Here is a 25,294-nt window from a genome sequence, read left to right as displayed (position 1 = left end):
GAAGCAATAAGAAAATAAATTGCTTACTGAGACGTAGTCTGCAATGTCCTCGTCCAGTTGCCTTGAGTAGAAGTAATGTATCCACTCATACTGTCAATCAACTTCCTAAAAAAAAAGTTAATTGAATAAAATTTATTTTTCATCAAAATTCTATGGATATTCGCATTCAGTCCTTGCCCGAATCATGTCCAATAAAACTTCATCCTTCACTCCCGATCCTTCCAACAAGGAGTTTAATTTTGCAATGGACTTTATCCAGAATACTGACAAGTCGGTGTTTCTAACCGGAAAGGCAGGTACCGGAAAAACGACCTTTCTCAAATGTCTTCAAGAGCGCAATAAAAAAAATACCATCATTTTGGCGCCTACAGGCGTTGCAGCAGTCAACGCCGGAGGCAAAACCATTCATTCTGTTTTTAAAATCCCCCATACGCCTTTTTTGCCTCAGGATGCCCGCCTGAGAACCAAACCCGATCCGGCAGATCTGGACAAGAGCACTATATATGACCATTTCAAATATTATAAAGAAGATTTGCAAATTTTCCAGGCACTGGAGCTCCTGATAATCGATGAAATATCTATGGTTCGCTGTGATTTACTGGATGTAATCGACCGATTGTTAAGGGTGTTCCGAAAAAAATTTAATCAGGCTTTTGGGGGAGTACAATTGTTAGTCATCGGGGATATTCTACAACTTCCACCTGTGACGGATTATCAGGAGTGGGATATCCTGGAACATTATTATAAAAGTCCCTATTTTTTTGATGCGCATGCCTACCAAAATTTGGATCCCGTTTTTTTGCAATTGAAAAAAATATATCGACAGCAAGATTTAAATTTCATAGAACTTTTAAACAAAGTGCGGCACAACAAAATGACTGCCGAAGATTTTACCTTCCTCAACTCTAGGTATGATCTCAATTTTGAACCACCGAAAGATGAAAACTATATTTACCTCACGACTCATAATAAAAAAGCACTTGATTACAATTTGGATAAACTGAATGAGCTAGAAAGCGAAAAAACAACAATCAAATCCATTGTTTCAGGTGACTTTCCATCAAAACTGTATCCGGCCGACGAGTTCCTGGAATTGAAACCGGGCGCTCAGATCATGATTTTAAAGAATAGCAGAAATCTGGATTATTTTAACGGGCTGATTGGAAAACTGGTCTCTATTGAAAAAAATGAACTTGGTATTCAATTGGAAAATGGCAAAGAAATCAAATTAAACAAGTTTACCTGGGAAAATATCCGGTATCAATGGAAACCGGATTTACGCAAAATAGAATTTGAAGTAATTGGTACGTTCACACAATTCCCTGTAAAATTAGCCTGGGCCATTACAGTACATAAAAGCCAGGGACTCACTTTTGAAAAAGTTATGGCCGATCTTGGAAGCTCATTTGCTTTTGGACAGGTTTATGTTGCTTTGAGTCGTTGCACTACAATTGAAAAACTGGTTCTCAAATCAAAAATAGACGCCGGTGATATCAAAGTAGATCCCAAAGTGATAGATTATGCAGCACGTGAACGCGATGCCTCATATCTTGAAGATCAACTTATTTCATCCAAAGCTGATCACTATTATAAATTGAGCCGGCAAGCGTTTAAATCAGCTAACTTCAATGAAGCATTCGGGTTTCTAAAATCTGCTTTATCTCTTAGAAATGATCTCAATACTGATTTGTTTGAGAGAATTATCCTTTTGTTGCTGCAGAGATTACAAAGCTATAAGCAGAAATGGATTAAGCTATTCAGCAAGTATACCACTTTAGTAAATGCTCACTCAGATTTAGAGAACCATAAGCTCAACTTACAAGAAGCTTTAGAAAAAGAATTAAGTACTAACCAATTCCTTAAGAAAAAAATCAAGGATCTTGAAAAAAAATTAAATGAAATGGACGCTGTCATGATAGCTGTACAGAAAAAACACCGCGAAACAATGTTGCTTAACCTTGAACTTGAAGAAGATCTCGACCAACAAGACCAAAACATTGAGGACCTGGAACAAGAAATACATGCCTTGCGAGTAGATCTGGAAGTCAGAGAACGTGAACTTGTCCGTTCTCAGAATTTAAAATGGTACCACAAATTGTTTGGGTTGAAATAACTGATTTATCGTAGCAGTTTCGAAACGATTGCAACTTTTTTGTCCCCATACTATTCTCCTCTCTGCATAGTGGAGAGGAGTTAAAGCTGAAGTGGAAAAATACTCTAAAAGCTCTATTTCAATTTGCATTGATTTTAGGAATGGAGCATCTTACAAAAGTTGAAAACCTGAATAATACTAAGTATATTTGGCAAACCAACACTTCTCATGGAAATCATTTTTTTCAGATCCTCCAGGCCATTTCAACATCCAGATCAGGAGGTCTGTTTGATGTGGATGACCAAAGGATTCAAAAGAGTGCACATCAATGGCATCCGGGTCAAGCCAAGTGGCCGGCAGGTTTTTCCCTATAACCCGGCTGGATTATATACGCTTATTGCCACAAACACCAACGACTCCCGGAGTCAAAGCATTAAATTAGCTTCAAGAAAATTTGCTTTTCCGGAAAAAATGAATTGGGCGGAAAATATTCTAATACGCATTCCAGTAAAAGTAAAAACCTTGACCTCCTTTTTACATTTATATACACTTTTTACAAAGCGAAAGTTTTCTTTACCAGAATTCCAGGCTCTGGAAATGAACCGGTCGAATCATTTTAAGTTAAAATAAAACTCCTTCATATGCCAAAACTGAAAGATTACAAAGCACCCACTCCTAAATCATTTGAAATCTTTCTTTGGTGGTGCGCAGGCGCCGACAAAGAAATATTAAAAGAATGCACCTATGCAGACTATGTCAAATATTCCGGTCTTGGGGGTATTGTTCTAGCTACAGGTATATTAGCTTGGCTATCCATGAGTTTTGCACTGGAGCGAGTCTTTGATTCTTATTTCATTGCGGCACCCGGTGGCATTAGCTGGGGATTGATCATCTTTAATCTCGATCGGTTTGTCGTTTCCAGCACCGGAAAAGGGGATGGAAAACATACCATTTCCTGGGGGGAATTCGTACATGCATTTCCCAGGCTGGTCATGGCCACGATGATCGGTTTTACGATCTCTGCTCCTTTAGAAATTTACATTTTTCAAAAAGAAATCGACAAACAATGGGAGATCCGAAAGGATAAAGAAAAAGCAAATGTGAGAAATGAAGTGAAGTCTCATCGGAAAGACGAATACGACACATACAAATTGGCTGATGAACGCCTCTTGCAAGAATCGAAAACCTACAATGATCAAATCAACAACTTGACCAATATGATATCCGATGAGACAACGCGACTTGGATGCGGTCCCATTTGTAAGGGTCATATGCGACAACGAGAAGATCTCAGAAACCTCGTCAAAGAAAATGATAAAAAATTAATACCCATAAAAGATTCCATCCGATCCATCGATGTAGAGCGCGAACTCCTGGTAAAAGAGCGTGAGCAAAAATTCAGCGGCAAACTGGGAATGCTCGATTCGTTGACTGCTCTACATGAATATCCGGGCTCGGGTTGACCAAGTTGGTTGCTCAGATTATTGTTTGTACTCATTGAAATTGCTCCCGTTTTGTTTAAGTTGATGATCGCTTACAGTCCTTATGATTATTTATCTGAAAATCTGATGCAGATACAATTGGCCAAACAAGGAATTGAGTTTAAAGAGGGATTCTCAAAAGTGGAAGATGGCAGCTTTCACGATAAAATTATTTTCCACGAAGCTCATCAACTTGTAAAAGAGGAACAAATCAAACGCAATGCTGATCTGTCAAATTACAAACAGCTCATGGATGAATATGCCAAACGGGAAAGCCAAAACATAAAAGACCATCCAGACGATTACATCAAACCAGTCTGAGTATGAATACATTGATTTATATAGCAGGATTTGATCCTCAAATCATGAATTTTTGTAACGCAAATACAAAACGAACGCACGCACTCATCGGATTGATGTTGGTATGCAATACAATTTTGTTCTTTTGGGGGGCCTATCAGTTTTTTTGCTCCTGCAATCTTCAAAACTGGATACTCATTCCCATTTCTTTGATCCTTTGTCTGCTGCTTTTGGGCTATTACCGCATGTTGCTGGCGACACACGATTTCGATCACTGCCATTATTACCTGACCGGAGAGTTAAAAAAAGATACACCCGGCTTCTCCGCAATGATTCGCATTCTGTTGTTGCTGGTTTTTGCGGGCTTCTCGGCAACAGGATTGTCATTTTGGTTTATGGAAGATGCCGTATCTGAGTTTCTTTTGAAAACAAATACCGATACCGATCCAACCACAACAAGCCAGTTATTAATGCCAGGGACTACCTATATTGAACTCGCCATATCTGATAAACTTAATCTGATTTATATTTTACTTCAACCATGGCATATTTTAATCTATTTTTATTTTATAGTGTTCTTTATACTCATGACACTTCCTGTAGCGATAAAGTTTTTTGACAAAGGAATTTCCTTTTGTGATTATGAATGGGACGAAAACAAAATTGAAACCGATATCATCCTGTCAAATCATTTGTACACGCGCGATGTAGTAAATCAGTTGCGATACGAATTGTATCATTTAGGTCCTGACTTATACGAAGCCTATGCAGATCCTCCCTTCAACAAGATTAAGAAAGAGCAAACAAAAGTTAATATTCCAGAAAATACCCGGTGATATCCTGTTATGGTGACACAGAAATTTATAAAAGCAAAATGCCGGGGCAGATTCATTTCACACAACAGCAGACTGGATCTCATTGACCACAATTTTGAAGCAAGAATTATTGAAATCCAGCTGGAGGAGCCAGAGTACATCAGCATATATAATAAAGCACAATTGGAATCCGAATTCAGGGAAAATTTAATACCTGATACCATTCACGAGATCCAATTAAAGATTGATGATCGGGAAATCAAAACATCCCTATACAATGTAATTATAACCCATTTAACATGTAGCATACGAAACCGTTTTGATAAAGAGGTGGAAGCCTCTTTTGAAGGCTTGCTGTATGGAACATTATTACAACAGGATCAAAATATACAGCAAGCTGAAAATCCGGCGCCCGATGTTAAGCCGATCGATGAAACGAACAACAAGGGTTGTCTCAAGACCTTCAGCGATTTGTTTTGGTTATTGTTTATGCTGCTGCTGTTGATTCTGTTGGCAGATAAATGTTGCCGGGAAAACTTTAGGGAACGGCATACTTCTCCATCACCTTGTGATACTGTTTACATCAGGGACACTGTATGGTTGCAGACTACATCGGAATTGGATCCAGGTATTGATTCTTTAAATGAAGATACCATGAGGAGTCATTTTGATCATGCAGAATTATTCATACGCGATGGGCAAGACGTAGATGGCGATGTGGTCAGCATTTTATGGAATCAAAATCCCTTGATAAACAAGCTGATTCTGACAAGTGAATTTCAAGGCCCATACACAATTAACATTCACAAAGGAAGCAACCGGTTGCTCATTCTAACAGCTAACGTCGGATCGAGCGCCAACTATGCCACACCGGAAATCCGGATACGATTTCCGGATCAAACCGAGGCATATTACGATGCAAGTACATATATTTATACACCTTATTCGCTAATGATTCAATTTGAATAAACTATGATGAGGAGTTGGAAATTTTATGTAAAGCTTTATTTTTCAATGCTTCTCCTACTTGTCGCCATCAAATATGTGCTTAGCCGTATTGAATTTAAACAACCACAAAATGATATTCCGGTAGAGGTTCAGGCAGATTCTGTGGCTACCATTTTCACAGAGCAACCTGACCCTCTAAGATGCCAGGGAGCCATTCGGAATCTGAAAATGAGCCGGTATGCATCGAACATACAATATCAAATTTGTGATAGTATTTTCAAGCTGGCTCAAAAACGAAGATTAGCAAAGTCAGACCTCCCGCGATTCCAAAATATATCCCAATTTTATTTCCACTTATACCAAAATGATACTTCCGCACTCCGTGAAATTCAAATATTGCTTTACAAATTTGCAAGGCAGAAAAAGCTGGAACCCTTTGAGCTCATGCAAGCCATAGTGAATTCAATTCAAATGATTCCCTACACGATGGTCCATATGCACAGTCATGAAGATATGAACGACAACAGTTTAATGCGCAATCACCACAATTACTTACAATCCCGATTCGGCAACAAAAGCTGGGAATTTATTGGAGGTTGTTGTGAATATGTAGAACCCGCTGCTGTTTTTTCCCCGGTTGAAGTGGCTTATCATCACATGGCAGATTGTGATTCGCGCACTTTGTTTCTTTTCTCCATTTTAAAAAAACTGCAGTTTGATGTAATGATCATCAATAGCGATGTTGAGTTGCACTCCTTGCTCGCGGTTCGTGTTCCGGGCATGAATTTTTTTGGAGATGCCATATTCACAGATCCCCATACCCTTTTAAAGTATTATATTTGGGAAACGACAACATTTGAAGATCCGGGTATTTACCCCATGTTTGCTCCGGCCGACTGGTATATAGCCTTAAAATAAATTTTTATGATACTGCAATCGTTTATTTTTCTTTTAGGTTCCATATTGGGATCAGTACTGTTATTGTTTGTTTCCTATAAATTCTTTAAAAAAATTTATCTGAACATACTAGGTATTAGCGATCAGTTGAATCTCGCAAGTTCTATCCTGATCTCAACCTTACTTATGAGTATTGGCTTACATGCAAGTTTTGCAATGGGATCTGTACGCAATCTTATTGCTTTACAAAAAAGTTCGGAAGAACCAGGATTCCTGGCAATTGCAGGATATTTTACCATTTTTATTATGATCACTATAGCTATTTCCTTCTTGATCAATTATCTGTGTTTTAAATTCTACCATATTCTTACACCTGAGATTAACGAAGCGGAAGAAATCAGATCCAACAATGTGCCGGTTGCCTTGTTGGTCTCCTCAATCATCATCGTCAGTGTTTGTATTTGCAGGGAAGCATTTGTAATGTTGCTTGAAACTTTAATTCCCTATCCAAAGTTGATTTACAAATAAACAATGAAAAAAGCAAGCCCGTGAAAATCAAAAGACAATATACCCAGTGAGAAGTTTAATCCAAGGCTCCTTAGAGGCAAGAAAGTTCTTTGAAAGTTAATTTTTTGAACCAATATGGAGTTCCATTATTGAAGAAAATGCAATGGTATAGTAAAATTTAGCAAAATATGTCCAAAATAATAAAAAGCTGGGTCGAAACCTGCAGCTGCTGTGGATACAAAGCTAAGTTTTTTAGATATGGTTGCGGATGTATTACCCGGTATAATCCGGATAAATGGAAAGAGCCCTGTTCAAACTGTAAAACATTTACAAAAACATTTCATTGCGATCAATCAGGAAACAGGGAATATCATAAAGACAAGTATTTGTAGTCAAATTTAATTTGAAAAATAACTACTTTTAAAAAAAAAATTAAACACACTTCCAAATACCCATGAATAAAATTAAAATTACCGGTATAGATCACATCAAAATGGGAGTGATCAATATTGAAGAAACTTATAAATTTTACAAAAATTTATTTGATTTTAATTTGCTTGAAGGAGATCTGGATAGTTTTTGTATTATTGGAAATGATCAGGTTAAAATATGCCTGCATCACGAAGATCCACCCACTATCTATCACTTTGGATTTCACGTGGAAAATTATGAAGAGATCCCGGCAATTTGCGAGGCTGAAAAAACTTTTTGCTCTTCAGAAAGCAAATGGGAACATTCGAATTCCTATTACTTAAATGAACCGAATGGTTATGAAGTAGAACTTTCAAAATTCTGGGGTGGCGGCATTATCAATAGTCAAGAGTCAAGAGTTAAGAGTTAAAAACGAATAAATAACTTAAAAAATTTGTATTTTACTGAACTAATAATTGTTGGTTCGGGGTTTTCCTACAAGAAGAAGTTTCCAGTCTAAAAGCAATCGTTACCAGTTCATGCTTTGACCATCAGACTAGCAGACTATCAGACTAACAGACTAACAGACTTCCAGACTAGCAGACTAGCAGACTATCAGACCATCGGACAAGCCAGTCGCATCAGACTAACAGACTTCCTCCTAAATGCCTAAACCCCTACAAGCCTACAAGCCTACATGCCTACATGCCTCCCAAACAAAAAACCCCCACCGCGATCAACGGCAGGGGCACTGTAATATGATAGTTAAACCTGAAGCCTTAATTTCCAATCATCACGAGTTTCATACTTTTAGTGTATTCTCCAGCTTCCAACTTTAAGAAATATACTCCAGGTCCGGACAATTGATCTTTATGGATCGTCAAAGCATTTTGTCCTTCGCGGTAGTTCTCTCTCTTTGTATAAATCACGCTGCCATTCATGTCCATAATACTGTATGACACTTCCATGTGCGAGCTGATGAAAAACTGCAATTTGGTCTCGCGCGAAAAGGGATTCGGTATTGGATCCCCGCAATCAAAACTGAGTGATTTGCGTCCCTCGCTTTGTTCCAAATTCCATGACACGATTTCAGAATTTGCATTGTATGCTTCTGCCGAAATGATATCAGAATTGATTTCAAGCGATTCCAGATCTGCTGATGTTGGTGCTTGGTCGTATTCAAGATAAAACAAGACATCGCCTTTTGCAATTTGAATATCTTTTTCACCATGCCATGACAATAATAAATATCCATTGTCTGCATACTTCCATCCAAGATGTTCCGGATTTATTGGAATCACCGCTTTTGAAATTCCATTAAGCAAAGATCCTTTGAGATCGTAACGCAAACTGAATTGCATTCCTCTTAAATTGATATCACTCTCTGCAACGATGGCAATTTTATTTTCACCCGGAATCAGAGATTTGCTGCAATCCAAAATCAGATGCGATCTCGTATCAATGCGCTTGAGTCCGTTCCATGTTGTCTGACTCACATCTCCAACTTTTACGCCGCGAAAATCCATATACATCATATCGCCGGAAAGGCCTGATACGGTATACTCTTCAGAAAATGTTTCATACCACGGATCATCCGTAACCGGAAATTTGTAATTGGCTTCCAAAAATTTCCAACTCATATTATTTTTGAAACGTGCATCAATTCCCAATACCAGTTTTCGGATGGCGGCTATATCTGCTGATGTCACTTTTTTATCTCCGGTAACATCCGCAGCCAGGTAATGCCATGGTGAATCGAAGGATTCCAAGCCTAAAATATGCCGCTGTATTTTAACAATATCCAAAGTAGTTACCCCATCGAGATATTCGAGATCCATGACGGTCGAAATTTTATACCAATCGCCAATCGGAAGATTTTCAAATAAAAATTTTCCCTGGTTAAAATCTCGAATAATAGCACCTGCCGGTGATTCCAGTTTCATGCGCACATTACCAACCGGTTGATCGTAAGGGGTAATGAGCAGACCACCTACATCTGCCGTAAAATTGCCGGTATTGCAAACATTATTATTGTCCTGAATCGTAATCGTTGTAAAACAATGATCCTGCAATCCGGTCAACTGATCAGTGACCCACAGAGATACGCGATGCATACCCAAACTATCACAATTATATCTGATCGATCTAAAAGGTATCACTACTGAATGATAAGGTCACTGGGTTTCCACAAAATTGATAACTTCCTTTATCCACATCATTAGCCCATATATCAATAAAATTTTCAAGCCGGCCATCGCCATTCGTATCTACAGCCATGATGTTGACATTAATACCACTTAAACAATAGGCCGTTGGTGCTTTGCAATTTAGAATATCCACAAATTGCGTGCAAACAATCGGATTACCGCATTGATCTTCCCAGATCCATAAAAATCGATGATGCCCGATGGGTAGTTCTCCATAAAAACGGATCTGATGACCTAATTGATTATAAACACTATCAAAATAACCATCATTGTGCAAATCTATTTTAAATGAACTCCGCAATAAATCATCCGGAGTACAGTCATCCTTTGCTTCATGTCTGAGATCAACAAGTTCTTTCAAACACTCCTGATCGCTGATACACAGTCTGACCGTATCGCAATCATCCTGAATTTTAGGCGGCAGTTTATTGTGGACCTTGATCACCTGTTCATGATGCCATGAAGGACAAACCGTTTGTCCGGTGCTGTTATCGTAATAACATTGGCACCAGTCAATCACTTTCCATTTGCGAAGGATTTTATAACACAAAGCCGTATCCTGCACATAATTAAACTGATGATCTTCATAACTCACACCTATCAACGAACAGTCGTTATCTGCAAACCGCGGATATCCATATTCTTCCGGTAAATTTTTAGGATCCACTTCAGCGCCACATGAGTTGATCTCATAATCAAGCGGCCAGGTAATGTCAAGAGAATCGAATGGTTCTTCATCGTACACATAAATTCGTTGACGACATGAATCATAGCGATTCATATTATCGCGAACCACAAAAACGCGTTCTATATAACCCAATCCACACTGATTGAGAAAAGAGTCAACATAATCATGCATGTGCACGACGCAATTGTCGTAATAATCAGCTACTCCGAAACGGTGATTTAAGTCAATCGTATCGTTGTGTTTGGAACAAGTAACTCTATAGTCATGCGGGCAATTGATAACAGGGGGAGTTTTATCCTGAACTTCCACATTGACCATACAATCGTTTACATTGCCATGTTTATCAATAGCTCTGAAGATCACCATAACTTCGTTTCCGGCATCTGCACAACAAAACTCTACATAAGGTCTGAAGATGGTATCTTTTACATTACAAGCCTCGCCATCGTCCATTCTGCGAACTTTGAAACTATCTATATGGCAATCGTCATAAGAGCCATCATCGAAAACACTGGCCGGTATCTGGACCAAATCATCACGGGTCAGCGTAACCACTGTATTTTGCTGACAAATAGCGACAGGAGGTGTTTTATCGAAAACTTCTATCGTAACATGACAAGTATCTGAATTGTAACAATTGTCTTTAGCAATATACACTACATCATTGATACCTGGTTTTAATTTGATGTAACCGCCATTAGAATTTTGGAGGATTCCACCCGGGTAATCAATATCCACAAAAACACTATCCTGACAATCATCTTTGACTTCGATTTCTGGCATGCGCACATTCGCTTCACATTGGTATCCACCGGAAGTGGTCACAGTAAAATCATAAGGGCAATGTAAATGCGGTGCCTGTGTATCCAATATTTCTATCGTTTGCGGGTGTGTCCTAACGACTGCAGTATTACACCACCATTCGACTACTTTCCATAAACGAATTATTTTTTTCTTACAGGGCAAATCCACAACGACCATGTCCTCATAATTCGTAGATAAATTACAATAGAATAAATAAGATGGCCATAAGGATAAACTATCAATATTTGGGACGCCAGTTACATATGGATGCGGATTTCCATTCGCATCTAATAAAAATCCTGAATTACATTCAAGATGACAGTTATTTGCTTTGACAAAATTTTTGGCATATACTACTGAATCAATTGGAATCCTCCTCATCCAAAACATGGTTGTACATATCTTTCCGAGGTTACCCAGATTATCCCGACCTTGCCAGTATCGGTAAACTTTCTTAATAAATCTTGGATGGCAATCAAAATGTTCTATATGCTCACCTAAGAATGAAATTGTAGGATTGGGATCACAATTATCGTAAAATACAGGTGTGCTGAGCGCAAGTGTATCATTGCAATAAACGGTGTCTTCTCTGCAAACGATAACCGGACCAAATTTGTCTTCGATGAAAAGTTTACTCCAGCATGCATTTTTGCTAACCGAATCATAAACCATTCCTATGACTTCCTTTTGAATGTAATCTCCTGTTACGTAAGGGCTGCTTGGCAGTTTTTGCATGTAATGATCCAAAACATCCACTCTGAATTTAGCGCCTGGACAGTCGTTCGGACTACCCGTAAGCAACATTTCATGAAAAATTTGTGCGCGACAGGAGTCTCCCAAAGAGACATTTACTTTTCCCCGACAAGCTAATTGACATTGTGCCTGGGCTGTGCCCAAACTAACAATTGTTAGGAGTGTAAAAAGGACGAGGTCCTTTCCAAATAGGAAGGAGAAAGAGCACCCCGAAGGGCGTAGTTTTCTTACTCCGAAACCAGTTACTGTTTTCGGTTGCATTGCTTTTAGGTTTAAGTGTGAGCCAAGCGGGATCGCGAAGAACCCGTTTGACAAAATCAATTACAGTTTAATTTTTCCGGTATGCGAAAGCTTCAGAAATCCACATGCCGGATAGCTTCTTGGAAGGACTATTAAAAGGATACTTAAACCCACTCCGGGTACGGAGTTTCTTCAGGTAGGTGGTTAATATATATATAAGGAATACTTATATATGATGCAAATATATGTATAACTATTATAAGTATGCAAATTATATATATAAATATTTAATATATTTTTTTATAATATATATAACTTGCTGATTAACACAAATTACTGTGTTGTTGTAGTGTCTTCTGCGGGCGCCTCAGGTTCGACTTGTTCGTTCGTTTCGTCGAGGTTTTCATTCAAAACGTAATCCATTCCACAGGCCGGGCACACCCCGGGCTGGTCAGATCCGCTTCCCTTACAAAACATCGGACATATGTATTTACTCGTGTATTCAGGTCCGCTGGTATCTACTTTTTCAATTTTTGCCTGTTCGGGTTCTTCCGCCTTTGGCTTGCAATGTATGAGTGATACAGCCAGGCTTAAAACAGCTAAAATGAGGATCGAATGGAATGATTGTTGATTCATATACTTTTTTTGAATGCGTAAAGTTAAGCATTGGGATTCAAATTTCACACCTCACCCCTGGCCCCTCTCCACTGTGCGGGGCCAGGGGTGAGGTGTATGATCTGTTCCACATGTTTCCCCGAAACAACCGGATAAATGATCCCGTATATTTTCAAATCTTTATCCAAAACAAATGTCGTTCTGTGGACACCCTCGTAAACGATACCCATAAATTTCTTTTTGCCGAATACACCCAGTTTTTTAGCTAGTTTGTTGTCCTCATCTACGACTAAAGAATAAGGCAACTGATGCTTTTGAATGAAGCGTTGATGTTTGCGTTCGTTATCAGGACTCACCCCTAAGAGGAGAATTTGCTTCGATTGTAATTCTGTATAACCGTTTCGTAAATTACATGCTTGCTTGGTGCAGGTGGGCGAATCATCTTGCGGATAAAAAAATAATACAATCCATTGGGAAGATTGATTTTTCAAATCCAGATAAGTTCCATTTTCGATTCGCAATTCCTGTTCAGGAAAGGGATCGCCTATCTTAACTTTAAATACAGGGAGATAATCTTTAGATTTTTGGTCCTGGCCCATGTTACAGTACAAATGAACCTGTATAACTTCTTTCATTGCCAAGTGGGTCTTTCACCACTATTTTATACTGATGCTTCCCTTTACTTAACCATGGTTCAAAATGGTGCGTAAGTAATGCATATTTTTTGTCATATTCCATGATGACCCATTGATCGTCGATGTACGCATCGTAAGCCAAATCAGGCAACTCCTTACTGGTTGTAAAATTATCAGAAATGCGAAATTTGAGTGCGTTCCACTTTTGCTTTTTGCGTTTAGGTGCTAAAACACTCAATTTAGGTGCTGTAGTATCAACCATGATGCTAAATGGACCTAACGAACGTGCGTTAGCTTTAAGGACTCCATCTTCCCAAACACCACCAACATTCATAAACCCTTTTCCCATTTTCAATGCAACAAAACATTTCGATTTTAAGGCTTCCGGAATATCTTTAGCCGGTTTTAATCTCACCTCAAGTGGAAAATGTAATAAGCTGTTATAAGGAGTTACACCGGCAAATCCACTGAATGCATTTTTATGTGTATTCGCGGTTTCCTTTACCTGACAATGTAAATCTTCGTACACAGATCCGTTTTTAAAATAAAAACTTGAATATTGCCCCAGCATTATTTTTTCCCGGTCGTAAAATAAAGTATCCTTATAAATAGATCTTTTCGGTCTTGCAACATAAGCTGCTTTGCGCAATTTAAATTCGAGCAAACTTGAATTTCCGCTTCCATCTGCTACAGACAGTTTTACAACATGATCTGCACTATCCATCATAGAAATAAAACCTCTGCATTCTTTGGCATCATAAAGTCCAAGACAGTTGCCTCTCAACAAATAACAACGATGAAACTTACCTCTGTTATGCTTTCCACCTGCATGGTCAATATGTGCATTGATATATTTTGTATCCGAACGTTTCCATTTATCCGCCGAAAATTGATAATGCATTTCGCCATCCACATCCATTTGTATGGATTTAATCCCCGTCTTAAAATGAGACTGATCCGTATAATCCAAGGCATCCACACTTACGCTAAAAGATTCTCCGGGAACTACCAATACTTGGCTTGATTTTTCGATGATAGCGCGCGGATAAATCCGATGGTACACTTCATGTCCTTCATGATCATAACCTGTAACTTTTATACGTCTGATGCTGGGTGCTTTTTTATCTTCAACAGGAAAGCCAAATAATAAAGGATCCCAAACTTCTTCGCCCCGGGAATCGCGCAACTCAAAATGTAGATGTTTGCCCCTGCTTGCTCCGGTATTGCCCATGTAAGCTACAAATTCACCTTGTTTAACCGGGATTTCATCCGGATTAAAATTAATTTCTACTTGATACTGCTTACTGTCGATTTGCTTTTGCCGAATAAGGTATTCCAAATCCGGTCGAAATCTGTTTAAATGTGCATATACAGAAACCAGTCCATTTAAATGACTTATATAAAGTGTCTTACCTAAATCTTCTGCATCAATAACGATTTTTGAAATATATCCGTCAGCAGTAGAGAGTATATCATCGCCGCCTATTCCTCTACTGGAACGCACATCGATACCTGCATGGAAATGGTTATTTCGCAATTCTCCGAAACTGCCTGAAATGGAAACGTAATTTCGAACAGGCGCTGCTAATCGAATGGAGCCTGGAACCACCGGAGGCGTATTGTCGTCTATCGTAAATGCAAAACTGACCCCGAGGATGATCCACAAGATTTTTTTCATACCTGCTACTTCTTAAGTGTCGCAAAAATATAATCCTGTGTGAGAATAACTGCTTCTTCAGGTGTTAAATTGAGAGAATAAATATTTTTTTCTGTTTCTCCAATATGCTTGGCGATATCCTTGGTTTGAATGATCGCGTTCCAGATTTGTTGCTGTAAGATTTGGCGAAAGGCTTTGATCATCTGCTCATTTCTACCTTTTAACATATATCCATTTTCTATAATATGTTTTTGATAAACCAAAATACATTGCCAAAGTTCTTTGATCCCTGTTTTTTTTAAGGAGCTTACCGTCAACAGTTTGCGCTCCCAACCACTGGTTTTGGTTTCTAAAAAATGCATCGCCAATTTAAGGTCCCCTATGGCTTGTAATACTTTGGGATCCTTTGGGTCATCGGCTTTATGGATCGCCAAAATATCAGCCCATTCCATCACGCCTCGTTTAATACCTTGCAAATCGTCGCCGGCTCCGGGCAAATGCAAGAGTATCGTAAGGTCAACCATCGTTGACACTAAATATTCTGTTTGTCCAATACCAGCCGTCTCTACGATCACATAATCATAGCCTGCAGCTTCACACAATCGTATGGCCTCTCGCGTATTTTTTGAAATTCCTCCTAATTGATCACCTGTAGGGCTAGGCCTTATATAGGCCTGATCAGATTGCGACAAGACAGACATTCGCGTCTTATCGCCTAAAATACTTCCCAATGTAAGTCCAGAACTGGGGTCTATACTGAGAACTGCCAACTTATGTCCTTGTTCAATAATATGGAGTCCCAGATGCTCTATCAAACTGCTTTTTCCTACCCCTGGAGGTCCAGTTATACCAATTCGCAAAGAATGATGGCTTGTACTTAGGCCCTTCATTAGCTGAGTAGCAGTTAACCTGTCTTCAGATTTGTGACTTTCGACTAATGTGATGGCTTTGGAAAGCGCTAAACGGTCACCTGATTGTATACTCTTTAGCCAGTTTTCAATTTGCAATGGTAATAACAATATAATATTATTTAATATATAAACTGCTATATTTCAATACAAAATTATGAAATAATTATTGATTATTGCAATAATATCCATAAAAATTTGCCTATGCCCAATCAACAAAGTTACCTGAATCTTCCCCCACTGAGTTATTGACCTAATCCCTTAAATTGCCCAATAGCTGTCGATAGGACTTAAGTCTATTATTGGAAAAATGTTTAGCTGTATTGATGAAATGATTAAACAAAGCTCCGTGATTCGTGTTATTTTTGTGTTCTCTTAAACCACTATAAATCAAATCTTTAATGTCATTGCATAAAGTCTATTTGGATAACAACGCAACTACACCTTGTGACCCAAGGGTCGTTGAAGCCATGTTGCCCTATTTTTTTGAACACCACGGCAATGCAGCCAGCAGAAGCCATCCCTTTGGTTGGGAAGCTGAAGCTGCCGTCGATTTAGGTCGCCAACGGGTGGCTGATCTCATTGGTGCTGATGAAAAAGAAATCATCTTTACCAGTGGTGCTACAGAAGCAGATAATTTGGCCATTAAAGGAGTTTATGAAATGTATGGCCGTAAAGGAAAACATATCATCACTACCAAAACAGAGCATAAGGCCGTTTTAGATACTTGTCACGTTCTTGAGAAAAAAGGAGCTGAGATCACTTATTTGGATGTCGAACAGGATGGTTTGATAGATCTTGCAAAATTAGAAGCCGCCATCAGACCCGATACCGTTCTCGTATCCATCATGTGGGCTAATAATGAAACCGGTGTTATTCAACCGATGAAAGAAATAGGTGCACTCTGCGAAAAAAAGGGTGTTTTATTGATGAGTGATGCCACCCAAGCTGTAGGTAAAATACCTATAAACCCAAGAGAAAATGGGGTGCATTTGATGACTTTCACAGCTCATAAAATGTATGGGCCCAAAGGTGTCGGAGCTCTTTACGTAAGCCGTAAAAATCCTCGTGTAAAAGTCACTGCCCAAATGGATGGTGGTGGTCATGAAAGAGGCATGCGCTCAGGAACCTTGAATGTGCCCGGAATTGTTGGTTTTGGCAAAGCGGCCGAAATTGCCAAAAATGAAATGATCACTGAAGCAGATAGACTTCGAAAATTAAGAGATAGATTAGAATCCGGTCTTCAAAAAATGGAAGAAGTTTATATCAATGGAAATATTGAACATCGAATGCCGCATGTTACGAATATGTCGTTTAAACATGTGGAAGGTGAAGGTCTGATGATGACTTTCAACCAAAATATTGCAGTTTCATCGGGTTCAGCTTGTACTTCCGCTTCCCTGGAACCTAGTTATGTATTAGTTGCTTTGGGCTTAGGTGATGACCTCGCTCATTCTTCATTGCGACTCTCATTGGGTCGGTTCAATACAGAGGCCGACGTGGATTTCGCCATTGAAGCTATTGCTCAAGGTGTAAACCACATGCGAGAATTATCGCCCATCTGGGAAATGTATAAAGAAGGCGTAGATTTAACTAAAATCGTATGGTCAGAGCATTAAATGGAACTTAGCTCCTAAAGCAAGAGTTATAATATAATCAGTCTAAACACAATAATATGGCCTATTCAGAAAAAGTTCTCGATCACTTCAAGCATCCAAAAATGTTGGAACCCTTGATAAAAATGACCCTACAGTAGGTACCGGTTTGGTCGGCGCTCCTGAATGTGGGGATGTCATGCGCTTACAAATCAAAGTCAATCCGGAGTCCGGACTTATAGAAGAAGCAAAATTTAAAACTTTTGGTTGCGGTTCTGCAATAGCATCATCTTCACTCGCAACGGAATGGTTAAAGGGAAAAAGCCTGGAAGAAGCGATGACCATAGACAATATGGCTATCGTAGAAGAATTGGCTTTGCCACCTGTTAAAATCCATTGTAGCGTATTGGCTGAAGATGCCATCAAAAGCGCCATCAAAGATTATAAACAAAAAAATCTGGTTAGCATTTCATGATTTACGTAGGCCCAACAGCAAAACAAAAAATTGAAGAGATCCGGAAATCTTCAGGCCTGGATCCTAACTTTTTCATCCGCGTTTCTGTCACCAGTGGAGGATGCAGTGGCTTAAGTTATAAAATGGATTTCGACAACGAGACCCAAGCCAATGATCAGGTGTTTGAAGATAATGGTGAAAAAATTGTAACAGATCTGAAATCCTTTCTTTACTTATTCAACTCCACACTTGAATTTTCTGATGGTTTGCAGGGTAAAGGATTTTACTTCAATAATCCAAATGCCTCCCGAACCTGTGGTTGCGGTGAGAGTTTCGCAGTCTAAGTCTTCTGCATTTTCAACAGCCGGTAAAAATGGATTCGTAAGGTAATAGCGGCAACAAATCATCCACAGGGTATGATCAAGGAGTCATTACCTTTAATGAAAATTCATTTTTAAAAATGTCTGTCCTAACTGCAGCACATCAAAAATTATCAAATTACTTTCCTGACTTTTGGAGTATTTACCTTTTGTCATGTGGCTTTCAGCATATCTTCTTTTTTCCGATCGTAAATGATAAAATTCAATTACCTGAATTTGTTTTTATATCAGGGCTCGTTTATTACGCGCTTAAGTATCCAATAAAGGAGGTCTTCAATCATTTCTCTCCTTTGTTAAAATCATCTGCTGCTTTACTTGCTTTGTTTTGGCTACTTATCCATTTCATTTCCTTTATTATAAATCCCGGGATCGGAGGATTTTTGGAATGCCTCGGCATCGGCTACTTGATTTTAGTTTATTTAATCTTCTATGTTGGATTTAAAAATTTAGATACAAAAATATTGAAAGAAAAAATTACTGTTGCTTTCGCAAATCTGGCCTGGGCAATGAGTAGCATTGCATTGATCACTTTTTTATCCTCTGTTTTTTGGAAACCTAACGCGACCGCCCAAATTTTTTATAACTATCCTTATTTTGGAGATGCCTTTCGCCTGCAAGGATTTACTACAACCCCTGCGATGTATGTCTCGATCATCAGTTTAGCCATTGGTTTCAGTTTATACGATTTCCTTTGGCGAACTCAAAAAAAACAAGATTTAATTGCCTCTATCTTTTTTTCGCTGGTATCTGTCTTGACCCTATCCAAATCCGTTTTATTTATTGGCTTTATCTGGATCGCCTTATTCGGTTTCAAATACAAAATTCATAAAAGTATGATCCTCCTGATGGGAATCGCTACCTTTTTACTTCACGCTATCATGACTCATTTTTTAATTGTGGACAAACACCAAATAGATGCTCAAGAATTTCGTACCACCCCGTATACTTCTAACGAATGTATTTATGAAGGATCTGATTTTGCGATTTACGGTTCAGGCTATTACACTTTTAAAAAAACAGCCTGGCAAATTTTTAAAGAACACAAATGGTTTGGAACAGGTCCTGATAATTATAATTCTTCTGTGGATGCACTCAAAGAAAAGGGACAATATCCCTCCAACCTACCTGCTTATGATCCGCATTCGACCTGGCTGGGTAGCCTCGCAACAAGTGGTATATTTGCTTTCCTAATACTGCTTGGTTTCGCGATATACATTATCCTCAATTTAATTTACTTGTGGCCCTTACAGGATCATTTTTCCTTTTTGTTGGTTTTGCTCACCTTTATCATCTTTGCTGAATCCATTTCCATGGATATCATGAATTTCAGACATTATTGGGTTTTCATGGCAGTTTTGCTTGTATATCGCAAGACAGGAGGAGAAGGGGCTAAAGCTTAAAGTTATAGAGCTTAAGGGGAAAAGTTTTTTATGCCAGGTATGGTTTTGTAGGCTTTGAGGCTTAGTCTGTTAGTCTGTTAGTCTGTTAGTCTGTTAGTCTGTTAGTCTGTTAGTCTGTTAGTCTGTTAGTAAACAACATGTACTAACGTATGTTAGTTCAATAAAAATCGACTATTTTCAATTTATTTTTCTCACTTTACTTGTTAATAATATATTGCTTTGAGCTTTGAGCTCTTGACTTTTGACCATTAACTCTTGACCCTTGTTCATGTCCCGTAGGGCCATCATATTGGTAAAACTCCTAGAAAACTCCACAGCGTGCCGTAGGTACGCAACAACATCTTAGGGTGCAAAATGTTTAAAAGATTAAATGCATCAAAAGGATGCAGAAAATCAAAACTAAACTAACGAACGTTTGTTAGTTGCCATCATCTCCCGACATCATCATGTTGTTGTTAAAAAGTAACATCTTCAAGTTGGGACATCCATCATCTATCCCCTCCCATCGTTTCCCCAAGCCTTGTGAAATATTTTAACTTGTTGTAATAAACCTGCAATGCTTTTCTAATTTCAGGACTGCGATGACCTTGATCGAATAAGGCAAGGAATGGCGATACTTCTTCATGAGCCAGAGTATCAAAAGCTCCTAACCTTTCTCTTCCTTTAGAGATCAGTACTTCATCTTCACAAAGTATGGCCTCTTGTAAAAACTCATGTAGATTCATCATCTCCAATAAAAATGCAGCATCATCTTTTAAAGTTTCCTGATCTGTGGCTGAAAATTCAGTTTCAAGTATGTATTTTAATCGCGATAAAGGATGTAATAAAGTATGGTAAGCCTGATTGTTTAAAGCAGATAAAAAATCTGCATCAAATTCTCCGGCTTTATCGGCAGGAATTGAGTCGGGATGCGACGCTCTGCTTTTTTCATAATAGCGCTTCCTTAATTCTGAAATATTGATGTGGAAGGCAGGAGCGATCTTATAAAATTCGAAATAATTCATTACTTCCCAAGGCCACGCAAAACATCTAAACCATTTGCATAGAGCATCAAAGCCATTAATAGGATAAATCCTATGAAGGTTGCTTTCTCAACGACTTTATCCGGTACTTTTTTTCCGGTGACCACTTCAATCAACAGAAATACAACATAACCACCATCGAGTGCTGGAATTGGCAATAAATTCATAAAGCCGAGGATGATACTTAAAACAGCTGTCATTCTCCAGAATGCGTCCCAATCCCAACTGGCTGGAAACATATTGGTAATAGAACCAAATCCGCCCAGAGAATCTTTTGCTTTAATCTCTCCACTGAACATTTTCGAAAATGCCTTGAGCTGACTGGTCAATAAATCACATCCAGTTTGTATTCCTTTAGGTATCGCAGCAAAAAATCCAAAGGTTTCAGTTTCAAATTTCATAAAGGAATCGATGGGCTGCCAAAAAACGCCAACAATACCATTTTCATCTGTTGTTACCGGGATTTGTATCGTATCAGAATTCCGCAATAATTTCAATTCGAAAGTTTTATTAGCTTGTTTATTGATGATGCGATGGATCTCATGTAAGTAAAGTGCGGATTGGTCATTTAAACTTAAAAATCGGTCACCCTCTAAAATTCCTGCTTTCTCTGCGTCCGAATTTTTCATGAGCTCTCTGACTTTGGCAGGTACTCTTGGGGTGATAAAATCTATATTTTTTAATTCTGGTTTTGTGAGTTGTGAAATAACTTCCTGGTTGATTTGAAGATTCATTTTTTCACCATCGCGGATCAATTCGACGGCATTGTTTTTTTCAAGAACCAATGTTTTGACAATTTTGGCTTTGTCAAATTTTTGCAATGGCAGATCTCCAACTTTTAAAAGTTGATCTCCATCGCGCAGGCCCATATTATATGCGAGACTGTCTACGGCAATTCCATATTTTAATTCACTATTTAGCAAATACGTTTGCCCGTTTTTCCATAAAAGCATGGAGAATATGAAAAATCCGAAAGCGAAATTCACAGTGACACCTCCTACCATAATGATCAATCTTTGCCAGGCTGGTTTAGATCTGAATTCCCAGGGCTGCGGATCCGACTGAAGTTGATTCATATCAAAACTTTCATCCACCATACCTGAAATTTTCACATAGCCTCCCAGGGGAAGCCAACCCAATCCCCATTCCGTATCTCCGATTTTTTTCTTAAAAATCGAAAACCATGGATTAAAAAACAGATAAAACTTTTCGACCCGGGTCTTAAACCATCTTGCAGGTAAAAAATGTCCAAATTCATGGATCACCACAAGAATGGTCAAACAGAGCAATAACTGACTTATTTTTATTAAAATTTCCATGTAAGAAATTTTGTTTTTGATTTAAAGAAGAAAACGCAATTTTGTTAGTTGTGGTATAACAGAGGTTCCGGAATAAACAAAGATATCAACCTTGAAGTTTATAAGAATTTTGAAAATCCCGGCCTAAACTTCATTATTTTCTGGAGGGCCTTTTGTCTTCTGCTTTCTTAAATGTGATGTCTCTCTTTTTCCATTGCAAACTCTTTAGCCGACACAATTTCTCAGCACTCTGAGCATCTGTCATGAAAAAAGAATAACTATTGAACAAATCAATATCGCGAATTGCCCGGCCACTCACACTAGTAAGTTTAAAAATGACCTCCCGCAATTCATCATAACGGAGTTGATCGAGTTTTCCTAAACTCACAAACATTCGTACATCTCCTCTGCCACCACTTGATTCGCGGCTGCGGCTCCTGGATTTTCCGCCGCGCGGTTCATCGTAAGATGGTCTTGTATCTCTGGTTTTTTCTTCCACATTTACATCAGGGCCGGCTAAATATGTATTCGTATATTTATTGAGTTCGGCTTCAAGTATGATCTCCACTAATTGTTCCTTTGTTAATTGCATCAAAGGCCAGATCCATTCATTCTTAACGGGTGTTTTACTTCCTTCCTGTTCGACAGAAGCTATTATTTTTTGAACAAAACCAGCGATTCTAGTCTCCGCTACTTCAGCAGCTGTTGGAATTTTATATCGATCGAATTTGAGATTGGCCATTTTTTCGATGCGATGCAGTTTGTAGGCTTCCTTGATATGCAACAATGCAATGGAAAAGCCTTTCTGACCGGCACGAGCGGTACGTCCGCTGCGGTGCGTATAATTTTCAATATCATCCGGTAGATGATAGTGAATGATGTGGGTCAAGTTTTTTACATCAATGCCTCTGGCAGCAACATCGGTTGCAAATAAAATCGAAACGTATTTGTTTCTGAATTTATTCATGACCTTTTCTCTTTGAGCTTGTTCCAGATCGCCGTGAATACAATCTACTTTTACGCCATCTTTTAAAAGGGCATCATTCAACTCCTGTGTTTCAATTTTGGTATTGCAAAAAACAATTCCGTAAAAGTCAGGATGAAAATCGATGATTCTTTTGAGCGCAATGAGTTTATCTTTTGCAGAAACGACTGCATATTGATGGGTAATATTAGGGTGGCCGAGGTTCTTTTTACCAATGGTAACTTCTACGGGATCTTTCAGGTAATTGGAAGCTATTTCCCTAATTTCTTTTGACATGGTAGCAGAAAACAAAGCAGTTGTTTTCTCAACCGGGGTTGCTCCAAGTATGAATTCCATATCATCCCTGAATCCCATATTGAGCATTTCATCTGCTTCGTCCAAAACAACCTGCCGGATCATGTCCAATTGAATCGCTTTGCGTTCAATGAGGTCTACCAATCTGCCGGGTGTAGCCACAACGATATGAGCACCTTGTTTTAAAGACTTGATTTGCAAACCTATACTCGAACCTCCGTAAACAGGTACGACATGTATTCCTTTAGTGCCTTTAGCATATTTTTTCAAGTCATTTGAAATCTGCATGCACAACTCCCTTGTAGGAGATATAATGAGTACCTGAGGTCTGTATTGATTGACTTGGATCGATTGGATCGCCGGTAAACCGAAAGCAGCTGTTTTTCCGGTACCCGTTTGTGCCATACCGATAAAATCTCTGGCTGCTTCAACTAAAACGGGAATTGCTTTTTGTTGAATTTCTGTTGGCTCAACAATACCAAGTTCAAGGAGTCCTGCCACAATTTCCGGCTGAATTCCTAAATCTTCGAAACTTATAACTTTTTGCATTGAATATCTAACTAATTTATAAAAGAATACCCGCCTAAATGGGCAGGTATTCTTGAGTCTTATCTAAAGGAATTTGAAAGCTTGATGATCTTTCAATTGCATTCCTTTGTTGATTTTAATCAATATCTTCTCTTAAAGCGATCGTTTGAGTCGCGATTGGAAGAAGGTCTGAAAGGTTTTCTTTCCCTCTGTTCTGGTGGTTTAGCTTCCGATACAGAAATTGCACGGTCCTTAATGGTTTTTTGATCGAGGTTTGCAATAGCTTCTTGTGCTTCGTCGTCATTAGGCATTTCAACGAAACCGAAACCTTTGCTTCTTCCGGTCATTTTGTCTGTGATAATTTTAACTGAAGATACCTCACCGAATTCGGCGAACATAGCTTCCAATTGTGGCTCCTTAACTGAGTAGTCAAGGTTTCCTACGTAAAGATTCATTGTGAAAAATATTTAATAAATGAAAAAAAAAATTTAGTGGTTGATATGGTAAAGGTGGGTATTAATGCGACAGATACATGATTTTCAAGGTACAAAGGTACTAAATTATTCTTGAATGCCAGTTTTTTTTGTAATTTATACAAAATCATGATGTTGCATTCATCTTTAGGGTCCGTTGTTGATCAGCAAAGTGATTCCAAACTGATTCCATTTATCTTTGGAATACAGCTTCGAATTATTAGTTAAAATACTGTTAGCCAAAGGATTAAGATCAAATTCACCATACGGCAAATGATACGAAAATTGCAGGCATATCTGAGCTGAATTACCCGCCGGAAAATTCAGATTCAGGTAAAAACGATGCCCCCAATTAGCTTCGCTGATAATGTTAATTTTACTGTCCAATCCCGTATAACGCTGCTTGATGCCAAAATCGTTCCAATCAAGTGTCGCTCCAAGACCTATAAATCGACCATTTGTTTCTAAAAATAAGGAATACGTATTGAGACTGTAAAACAATTCTTGCTTGTTAAGACTCCCAGTGACCGGATGCAATCCTTCAAAATTTAATTTTCCACCTCTGTTTTTCCAGACTATTCCCATCGCAATAGCTGACCAGGTATGTTTTAAGCCCAAGTCTATACCGTGAAGCATGTTTAATTGGATATCTTTCTTCACAAGCCAATCATTTTCAGTTAGATAGTCGTGAATGATGGCATCATTGACTTTCGGATTCAAAAATGATAATCCATATCCTACCTGAACATTTACTTGCGTCCGGCCCAGATTTAGCCCCAGCTGAAGAAAGCCAAACAGGAGGATGTAGTTTAAATATTTTTTCAAAACCAAGTCGAATTAGCCTGCAAACATATTAAATATTTTTATAATATGAAACTTTTAGGATACTTTAATATCTTGCACATCG

The 25,294-nt window shown here is 38.5% G+C and carries 24 protein-coding genes, 1 pseudogene and 1 CRISPR repeat array (1 of these 26 only partly in view); of the genes and pseudogenes, 14 read left to right on the top strand and 11 right to left on the bottom strand.

Going from position 1 to position 25,294, the window contains the following annotated elements; translation table 11 throughout:
• Positions 1-33: a CRISPR direct-repeat array (repeat unit 36 nt) (it extends 8,625 nt beyond the left edge of the window).
• An 88-nt stretch (positions 34-121) separates the two neighbouring features.
• The 10 genes from IPM92_02625 (at position 122) to IPM92_02580 (ending at position 7,881) form a co-directional block, all read left to right on the top strand.
• Positions 122-2,113: an AAA family ATPase gene (locus tag IPM92_02625; GenBank protein ID MBK9107289.1), complete on the top strand. Its 1,992-nt coding sequence runs from the start codon at positions 122-124 to the stop codon at positions 2,111-2,113.
• Positions 2,114-2,320: 207 nt separating this feature from the next.
• Positions 2,321-2,722: a hypothetical protein gene (locus tag IPM92_02620; protein ID MBK9107288.1), complete on the top strand. Its 402-nt coding sequence runs from the start codon at positions 2,321-2,323 to the stop codon at positions 2,720-2,722.
• An 11-nt stretch (positions 2,723-2,733) separates the two neighbouring features.
• The gene (locus IPM92_02615; protein ID MBK9107287.1) at positions 2,734-3,555 is read left to right on the top strand and encodes a DUF4407 domain-containing protein; all 822 of its coding nucleotides are present in this window, start codon (positions 2,734-2,736) and stop codon (positions 3,553-3,555) included.
• Positions 3,556-3,564: 9 nt separating this feature from the next.
• Complete coding sequence (locus IPM92_02610; protein ID MBK9107286.1) at positions 3,565-3,894, top strand: hypothetical protein; 330 nt, start codon at positions 3,565-3,567, stop codon at positions 3,892-3,894.
• 2 nt (positions 3,895-3,896) lie between these two features.
• Complete coding sequence (locus IPM92_02605; protein ID MBK9107285.1) at positions 3,897-4,709, top strand: hypothetical protein; 813 nt, start codon at positions 3,897-3,899, stop codon at positions 4,707-4,709.
• A 9-nt stretch (positions 4,710-4,718) separates the two neighbouring features.
• Positions 4,719-5,657 (top strand): hypothetical protein, encoded by a 939-nt coding sequence (locus IPM92_02600; protein MBK9107284.1) that lies wholly within the window; start codon positions 4,719-4,721, stop codon positions 5,655-5,657.
• 3 nt (positions 5,658-5,660) lie between these two features.
• Entirely contained in the window at positions 5,661-6,554 is an 894-nt protein-coding gene (locus IPM92_02595; protein ID MBK9107283.1) for a hypothetical protein, read from the top strand.
• A gap of 6 nt (positions 6,555-6,560) precedes the next feature.
• The gene (locus IPM92_02590) at positions 6,561-7,061 is read left to right on the top strand and encodes a DUF350 domain-containing protein (GenBank protein ID MBK9107282.1); all 501 of its coding nucleotides are present in this window, start codon (positions 6,561-6,563) and stop codon (positions 7,059-7,061) included.
• Positions 7,062-7,228: 167 nt separating this feature from the next.
• The gene (locus tag IPM92_02585; protein MBK9107281.1) at positions 7,229-7,432 is read left to right on the top strand and encodes a hypothetical protein; all 204 of its coding nucleotides are present in this window, start codon (positions 7,229-7,231) and stop codon (positions 7,430-7,432) included.
• Positions 7,433-7,494: 62 nt separating this feature from the next.
• Entirely contained in the window at positions 7,495-7,881 is a 387-nt protein-coding gene (locus tag IPM92_02580) for a VOC family protein (GenBank protein MBK9107280.1), read from the top strand.
• Between the two features lie 349 nt (positions 7,882-8,230).
• Here IPM92_02580 and IPM92_02575 read toward each other — a convergent pair whose 3' ends face one another.
• From IPM92_02575 to meaB, 6 genes are all read right to left on the bottom strand, one after another.
• Entirely contained in the window at positions 8,231-9,610 is a 1,380-nt protein-coding gene (locus IPM92_02575) for a T9SS type A sorting domain-containing protein (GenBank protein ID MBK9107279.1), read from the bottom strand.
• Positions 9,597-12,164, bottom strand: coding sequence for a hypothetical protein (locus tag IPM92_02570; protein MBK9107278.1), 2,568 nt, complete (start codon positions 12,162-12,164; stop codon positions 9,597-9,599). Before IPM92_02570 ends, IPM92_02575 begins: the two co-directional genes overlap by 14 nt.
• A gap of 312 nt (positions 12,165-12,476) precedes the next feature.
• Complete coding sequence (locus IPM92_02565) at positions 12,477-12,779, bottom strand: hypothetical protein (protein ID MBK9107277.1); 303 nt, start codon at positions 12,777-12,779, stop codon at positions 12,477-12,479.
• A 44-nt stretch (positions 12,780-12,823) separates the two neighbouring features.
• Positions 12,824-13,393 carry a peroxiredoxin gene (locus tag IPM92_02560; protein ID MBK9107276.1) on the bottom strand — a complete coding sequence of 190 codons (570 nt, stop codon included), beginning with the start codon at positions 13,391-13,393 and terminating at the stop codon, positions 12,824-12,826.
• On the bottom strand, positions 13,359-15,071 hold the full coding sequence (locus IPM92_02555) for a M23 family metallopeptidase (GenBank protein MBK9107275.1): 1,713 nt from the start codon (positions 15,069-15,071) through the stop codon (positions 13,359-13,361). The genes IPM92_02560 and IPM92_02555 overlap by 35 nt, the downstream gene beginning before the upstream one ends.
• A 5-nt stretch (positions 15,072-15,076) precedes the next feature.
• Positions 15,077-16,069 (bottom strand): methylmalonyl Co-A mutase-associated GTPase MeaB, encoded by a 993-nt coding sequence (gene meaB / locus IPM92_02550; GenBank protein ID MBK9107274.1) that lies wholly within the window; start codon positions 16,067-16,069, stop codon positions 15,077-15,079.
• A 290-nt stretch (positions 16,070-16,359) separates the two neighbouring features.
• Here meaB and IPM92_02545 point away from each other — a divergent pair, with 290 nt between their 5' ends.
• The 4 genes and pseudogenes from IPM92_02545 to IPM92_02530 all read left to right on the top strand — a co-directional run bounded on the left by IPM92_02545 (position 16,360) and on the right by IPM92_02530 (position 19,787).
• Positions 16,360-17,577, top strand: a complete 1,218-nt coding sequence (locus IPM92_02545) for an IscS subfamily cysteine desulfurase (protein MBK9107273.1) — start codon at positions 16,360-16,362, stop codon at positions 17,575-17,577.
• A gap of 56 nt (positions 17,578-17,633) precedes the next feature.
• Positions 17,634-18,028 (top strand): annotated as a pseudogene (gene iscU / locus IPM92_02540) (Fe-S cluster assembly scaffold IscU).
• Positions 18,025-18,351 carry an iron-sulfur cluster assembly accessory protein gene (locus tag IPM92_02535; protein ID MBK9107272.1) on the top strand — a complete coding sequence of 109 codons (327 nt, stop codon included), beginning with the start codon at positions 18,025-18,027 and terminating at the stop codon, positions 18,349-18,351. The pseudogene iscU and the gene IPM92_02535 overlap by 4 nt, the downstream one beginning before the upstream one ends.
• Before the next feature lie 116 nt (positions 18,352-18,467).
• Positions 18,468-19,787, top strand: coding sequence for a hypothetical protein (locus IPM92_02530; GenBank protein ID MBK9107271.1), 1,320 nt, complete (start codon positions 18,468-18,470; stop codon positions 19,785-19,787).
• A gap of 488 nt (positions 19,788-20,275) precedes the next feature.
• Here IPM92_02530 and IPM92_02525 read toward each other — a convergent pair whose 3' ends face one another.
• The 5 genes from IPM92_02525 to IPM92_02505 all read right to left on the bottom strand — a co-directional run bounded on the left by IPM92_02525 (position 20,276) and on the right by IPM92_02505 (position 25,212).
• A complete protein-coding gene (locus IPM92_02525) occupies positions 20,276-20,791 on the bottom strand; it encodes a hypothetical protein (GenBank protein MBK9107270.1) in 516 nt (171 codons plus the stop codon).
• Positions 20,791-22,128 (bottom strand): RIP metalloprotease RseP, encoded by a 1,338-nt coding sequence (gene rseP, locus IPM92_02520; GenBank protein ID MBK9107269.1) that lies wholly within the window; start codon positions 22,126-22,128, stop codon positions 20,791-20,793. Before rseP ends, IPM92_02525 begins: the two co-directional genes overlap by 1 nt.
• Before the next feature lie 133 nt (positions 22,129-22,261).
• The gene (locus IPM92_02515) at positions 22,262-23,935 is read right to left on the bottom strand and encodes a DEAD/DEAH box helicase (GenBank protein MBK9107268.1); all 1,674 of its coding nucleotides are present in this window, start codon (positions 23,933-23,935) and stop codon (positions 22,262-22,264) included.
• 119 nt (positions 23,936-24,054) lie between these two features.
• Positions 24,055-24,369, bottom strand: a complete 315-nt coding sequence (locus IPM92_02510) for an RNA-binding protein (protein MBK9107267.1) — start codon at positions 24,367-24,369, stop codon at positions 24,055-24,057.
• Positions 24,370-24,534: 165 nt separating this feature from the next.
• Positions 24,535-25,212, bottom strand: a complete 678-nt coding sequence (locus tag IPM92_02505) for a hypothetical protein (GenBank protein ID MBK9107266.1) — start codon at positions 25,210-25,212, stop codon at positions 24,535-24,537.
• Between the last annotated feature and the right edge of the window lie 82 nt (positions 25,213-25,294).

The organism is Saprospiraceae bacterium, from assembly GCA_016719615.1.
Taxonomy (GTDB): domain Bacteria; phylum Bacteroidota; class Bacteroidia; order Chitinophagales; family Saprospiraceae; genus Vicinibacter.
Note: the sequence above shows the minus strand (reverse complement) of the source record. Positions and strands in the feature narration are given on the sequence as shown.

Bases quoted from the DNA above. Each gene is read 5' to 3' on its own strand.
- IPM92_02560 (MBK9107276.1), bottom strand. From the start codon at position 13,393: ATGAAAGAAGTTATACAGGTTCATTTGTACTGTAACATGGGCCAGGAC.
- IPM92_02620 (MBK9107288.1), top strand. From the start codon at position 2,321: ATGGAAATCATTTTTTTCAGATCCTCCAGGCCATTTCAACATCCAGAT.
- IPM92_02545 (MBK9107273.1), top strand. From the start codon at position 16,360: ATGTCATTGCATAAAGTCTATTTGGATAACAACGCAACTACACCTTGT.
- IPM92_02530 (MBK9107271.1), top strand. From the start codon at position 18,468: ATGTCTGTCCTAACTGCAGCACATCAAAAATTATCAAATTACTTTCCT.
- rseP (MBK9107269.1), bottom strand. From the start codon at position 22,128: ATGGAAATTTTAATAAAAATAAGTCAGTTATTGCTCTGTTTGACCATT.
- IPM92_02580 (MBK9107280.1), top strand. From the start codon at position 7,495: ATGAATAAAATTAAAATTACCGGTATAGATCACATCAAAATGGGAGTG.
- IPM92_02535 (MBK9107272.1), top strand. From the start codon at position 18,025: ATGATTTACGTAGGCCCAACAGCAAAACAAAAAATTGAAGAGATCCGG.
- IPM92_02595 (MBK9107283.1), top strand. From the start codon at position 5,661: ATGATGAGGAGTTGGAAATTTTATGTAAAGCTTTATTTTTCAATGCTT.
- IPM92_02605 (MBK9107285.1), top strand. From the start codon at position 3,897: ATGAATACATTGATTTATATAGCAGGATTTGATCCTCAAATCATGAAT.
- IPM92_02525 (MBK9107270.1), bottom strand. From the start codon at position 20,791: ATGAATTATTTCGAATTTTATAAGATCGCTCCTGCCTTCCACATCAAT.
- IPM92_02590 (MBK9107282.1), top strand. From the start codon at position 6,561: ATGATACTGCAATCGTTTATTTTTCTTTTAGGTTCCATATTGGGATCA.
- IPM92_02565 (MBK9107277.1), bottom strand. From the start codon at position 12,779: ATGAATCAACAATCATTCCATTCGATCCTCATTTTAGCTGTTTTAAGC.
- IPM92_02510 (MBK9107267.1), bottom strand. From the start codon at position 24,369: ATGAATCTTTACGTAGGAAACCTTGACTACTCAGTTAAGGAGCCACAA.
- IPM92_02615 (MBK9107287.1), top strand. From the start codon at position 2,734: ATGCCAAAACTGAAAGATTACAAAGCACCCACTCCTAAATCATTTGAA.
- IPM92_02570 (MBK9107278.1), bottom strand. From the start codon at position 12,164: ATGCAACCGAAAACAGTAACTGGTTTCGGAGTAAGAAAACTACGCCCT.
- IPM92_02600 (MBK9107284.1), top strand. From the start codon at position 4,719: ATGGTGACACAGAAATTTATAAAAGCAAAATGCCGGGGCAGATTCATT.
- IPM92_02585 (MBK9107281.1), top strand. From the start codon at position 7,229: ATGTCCAAAATAATAAAAAGCTGGGTCGAAACCTGCAGCTGCTGTGGA.
- IPM92_02515 (MBK9107268.1), bottom strand. From the start codon at position 23,935: ATGCAAAAAGTTATAAGTTTCGAAGATTTAGGAATTCAGCCGGAAATT.
- IPM92_02555 (MBK9107275.1), bottom strand. From the start codon at position 15,071: ATGAAAAAAATCTTGTGGATCATCCTCGGGGTCAGTTTTGCATTTACG.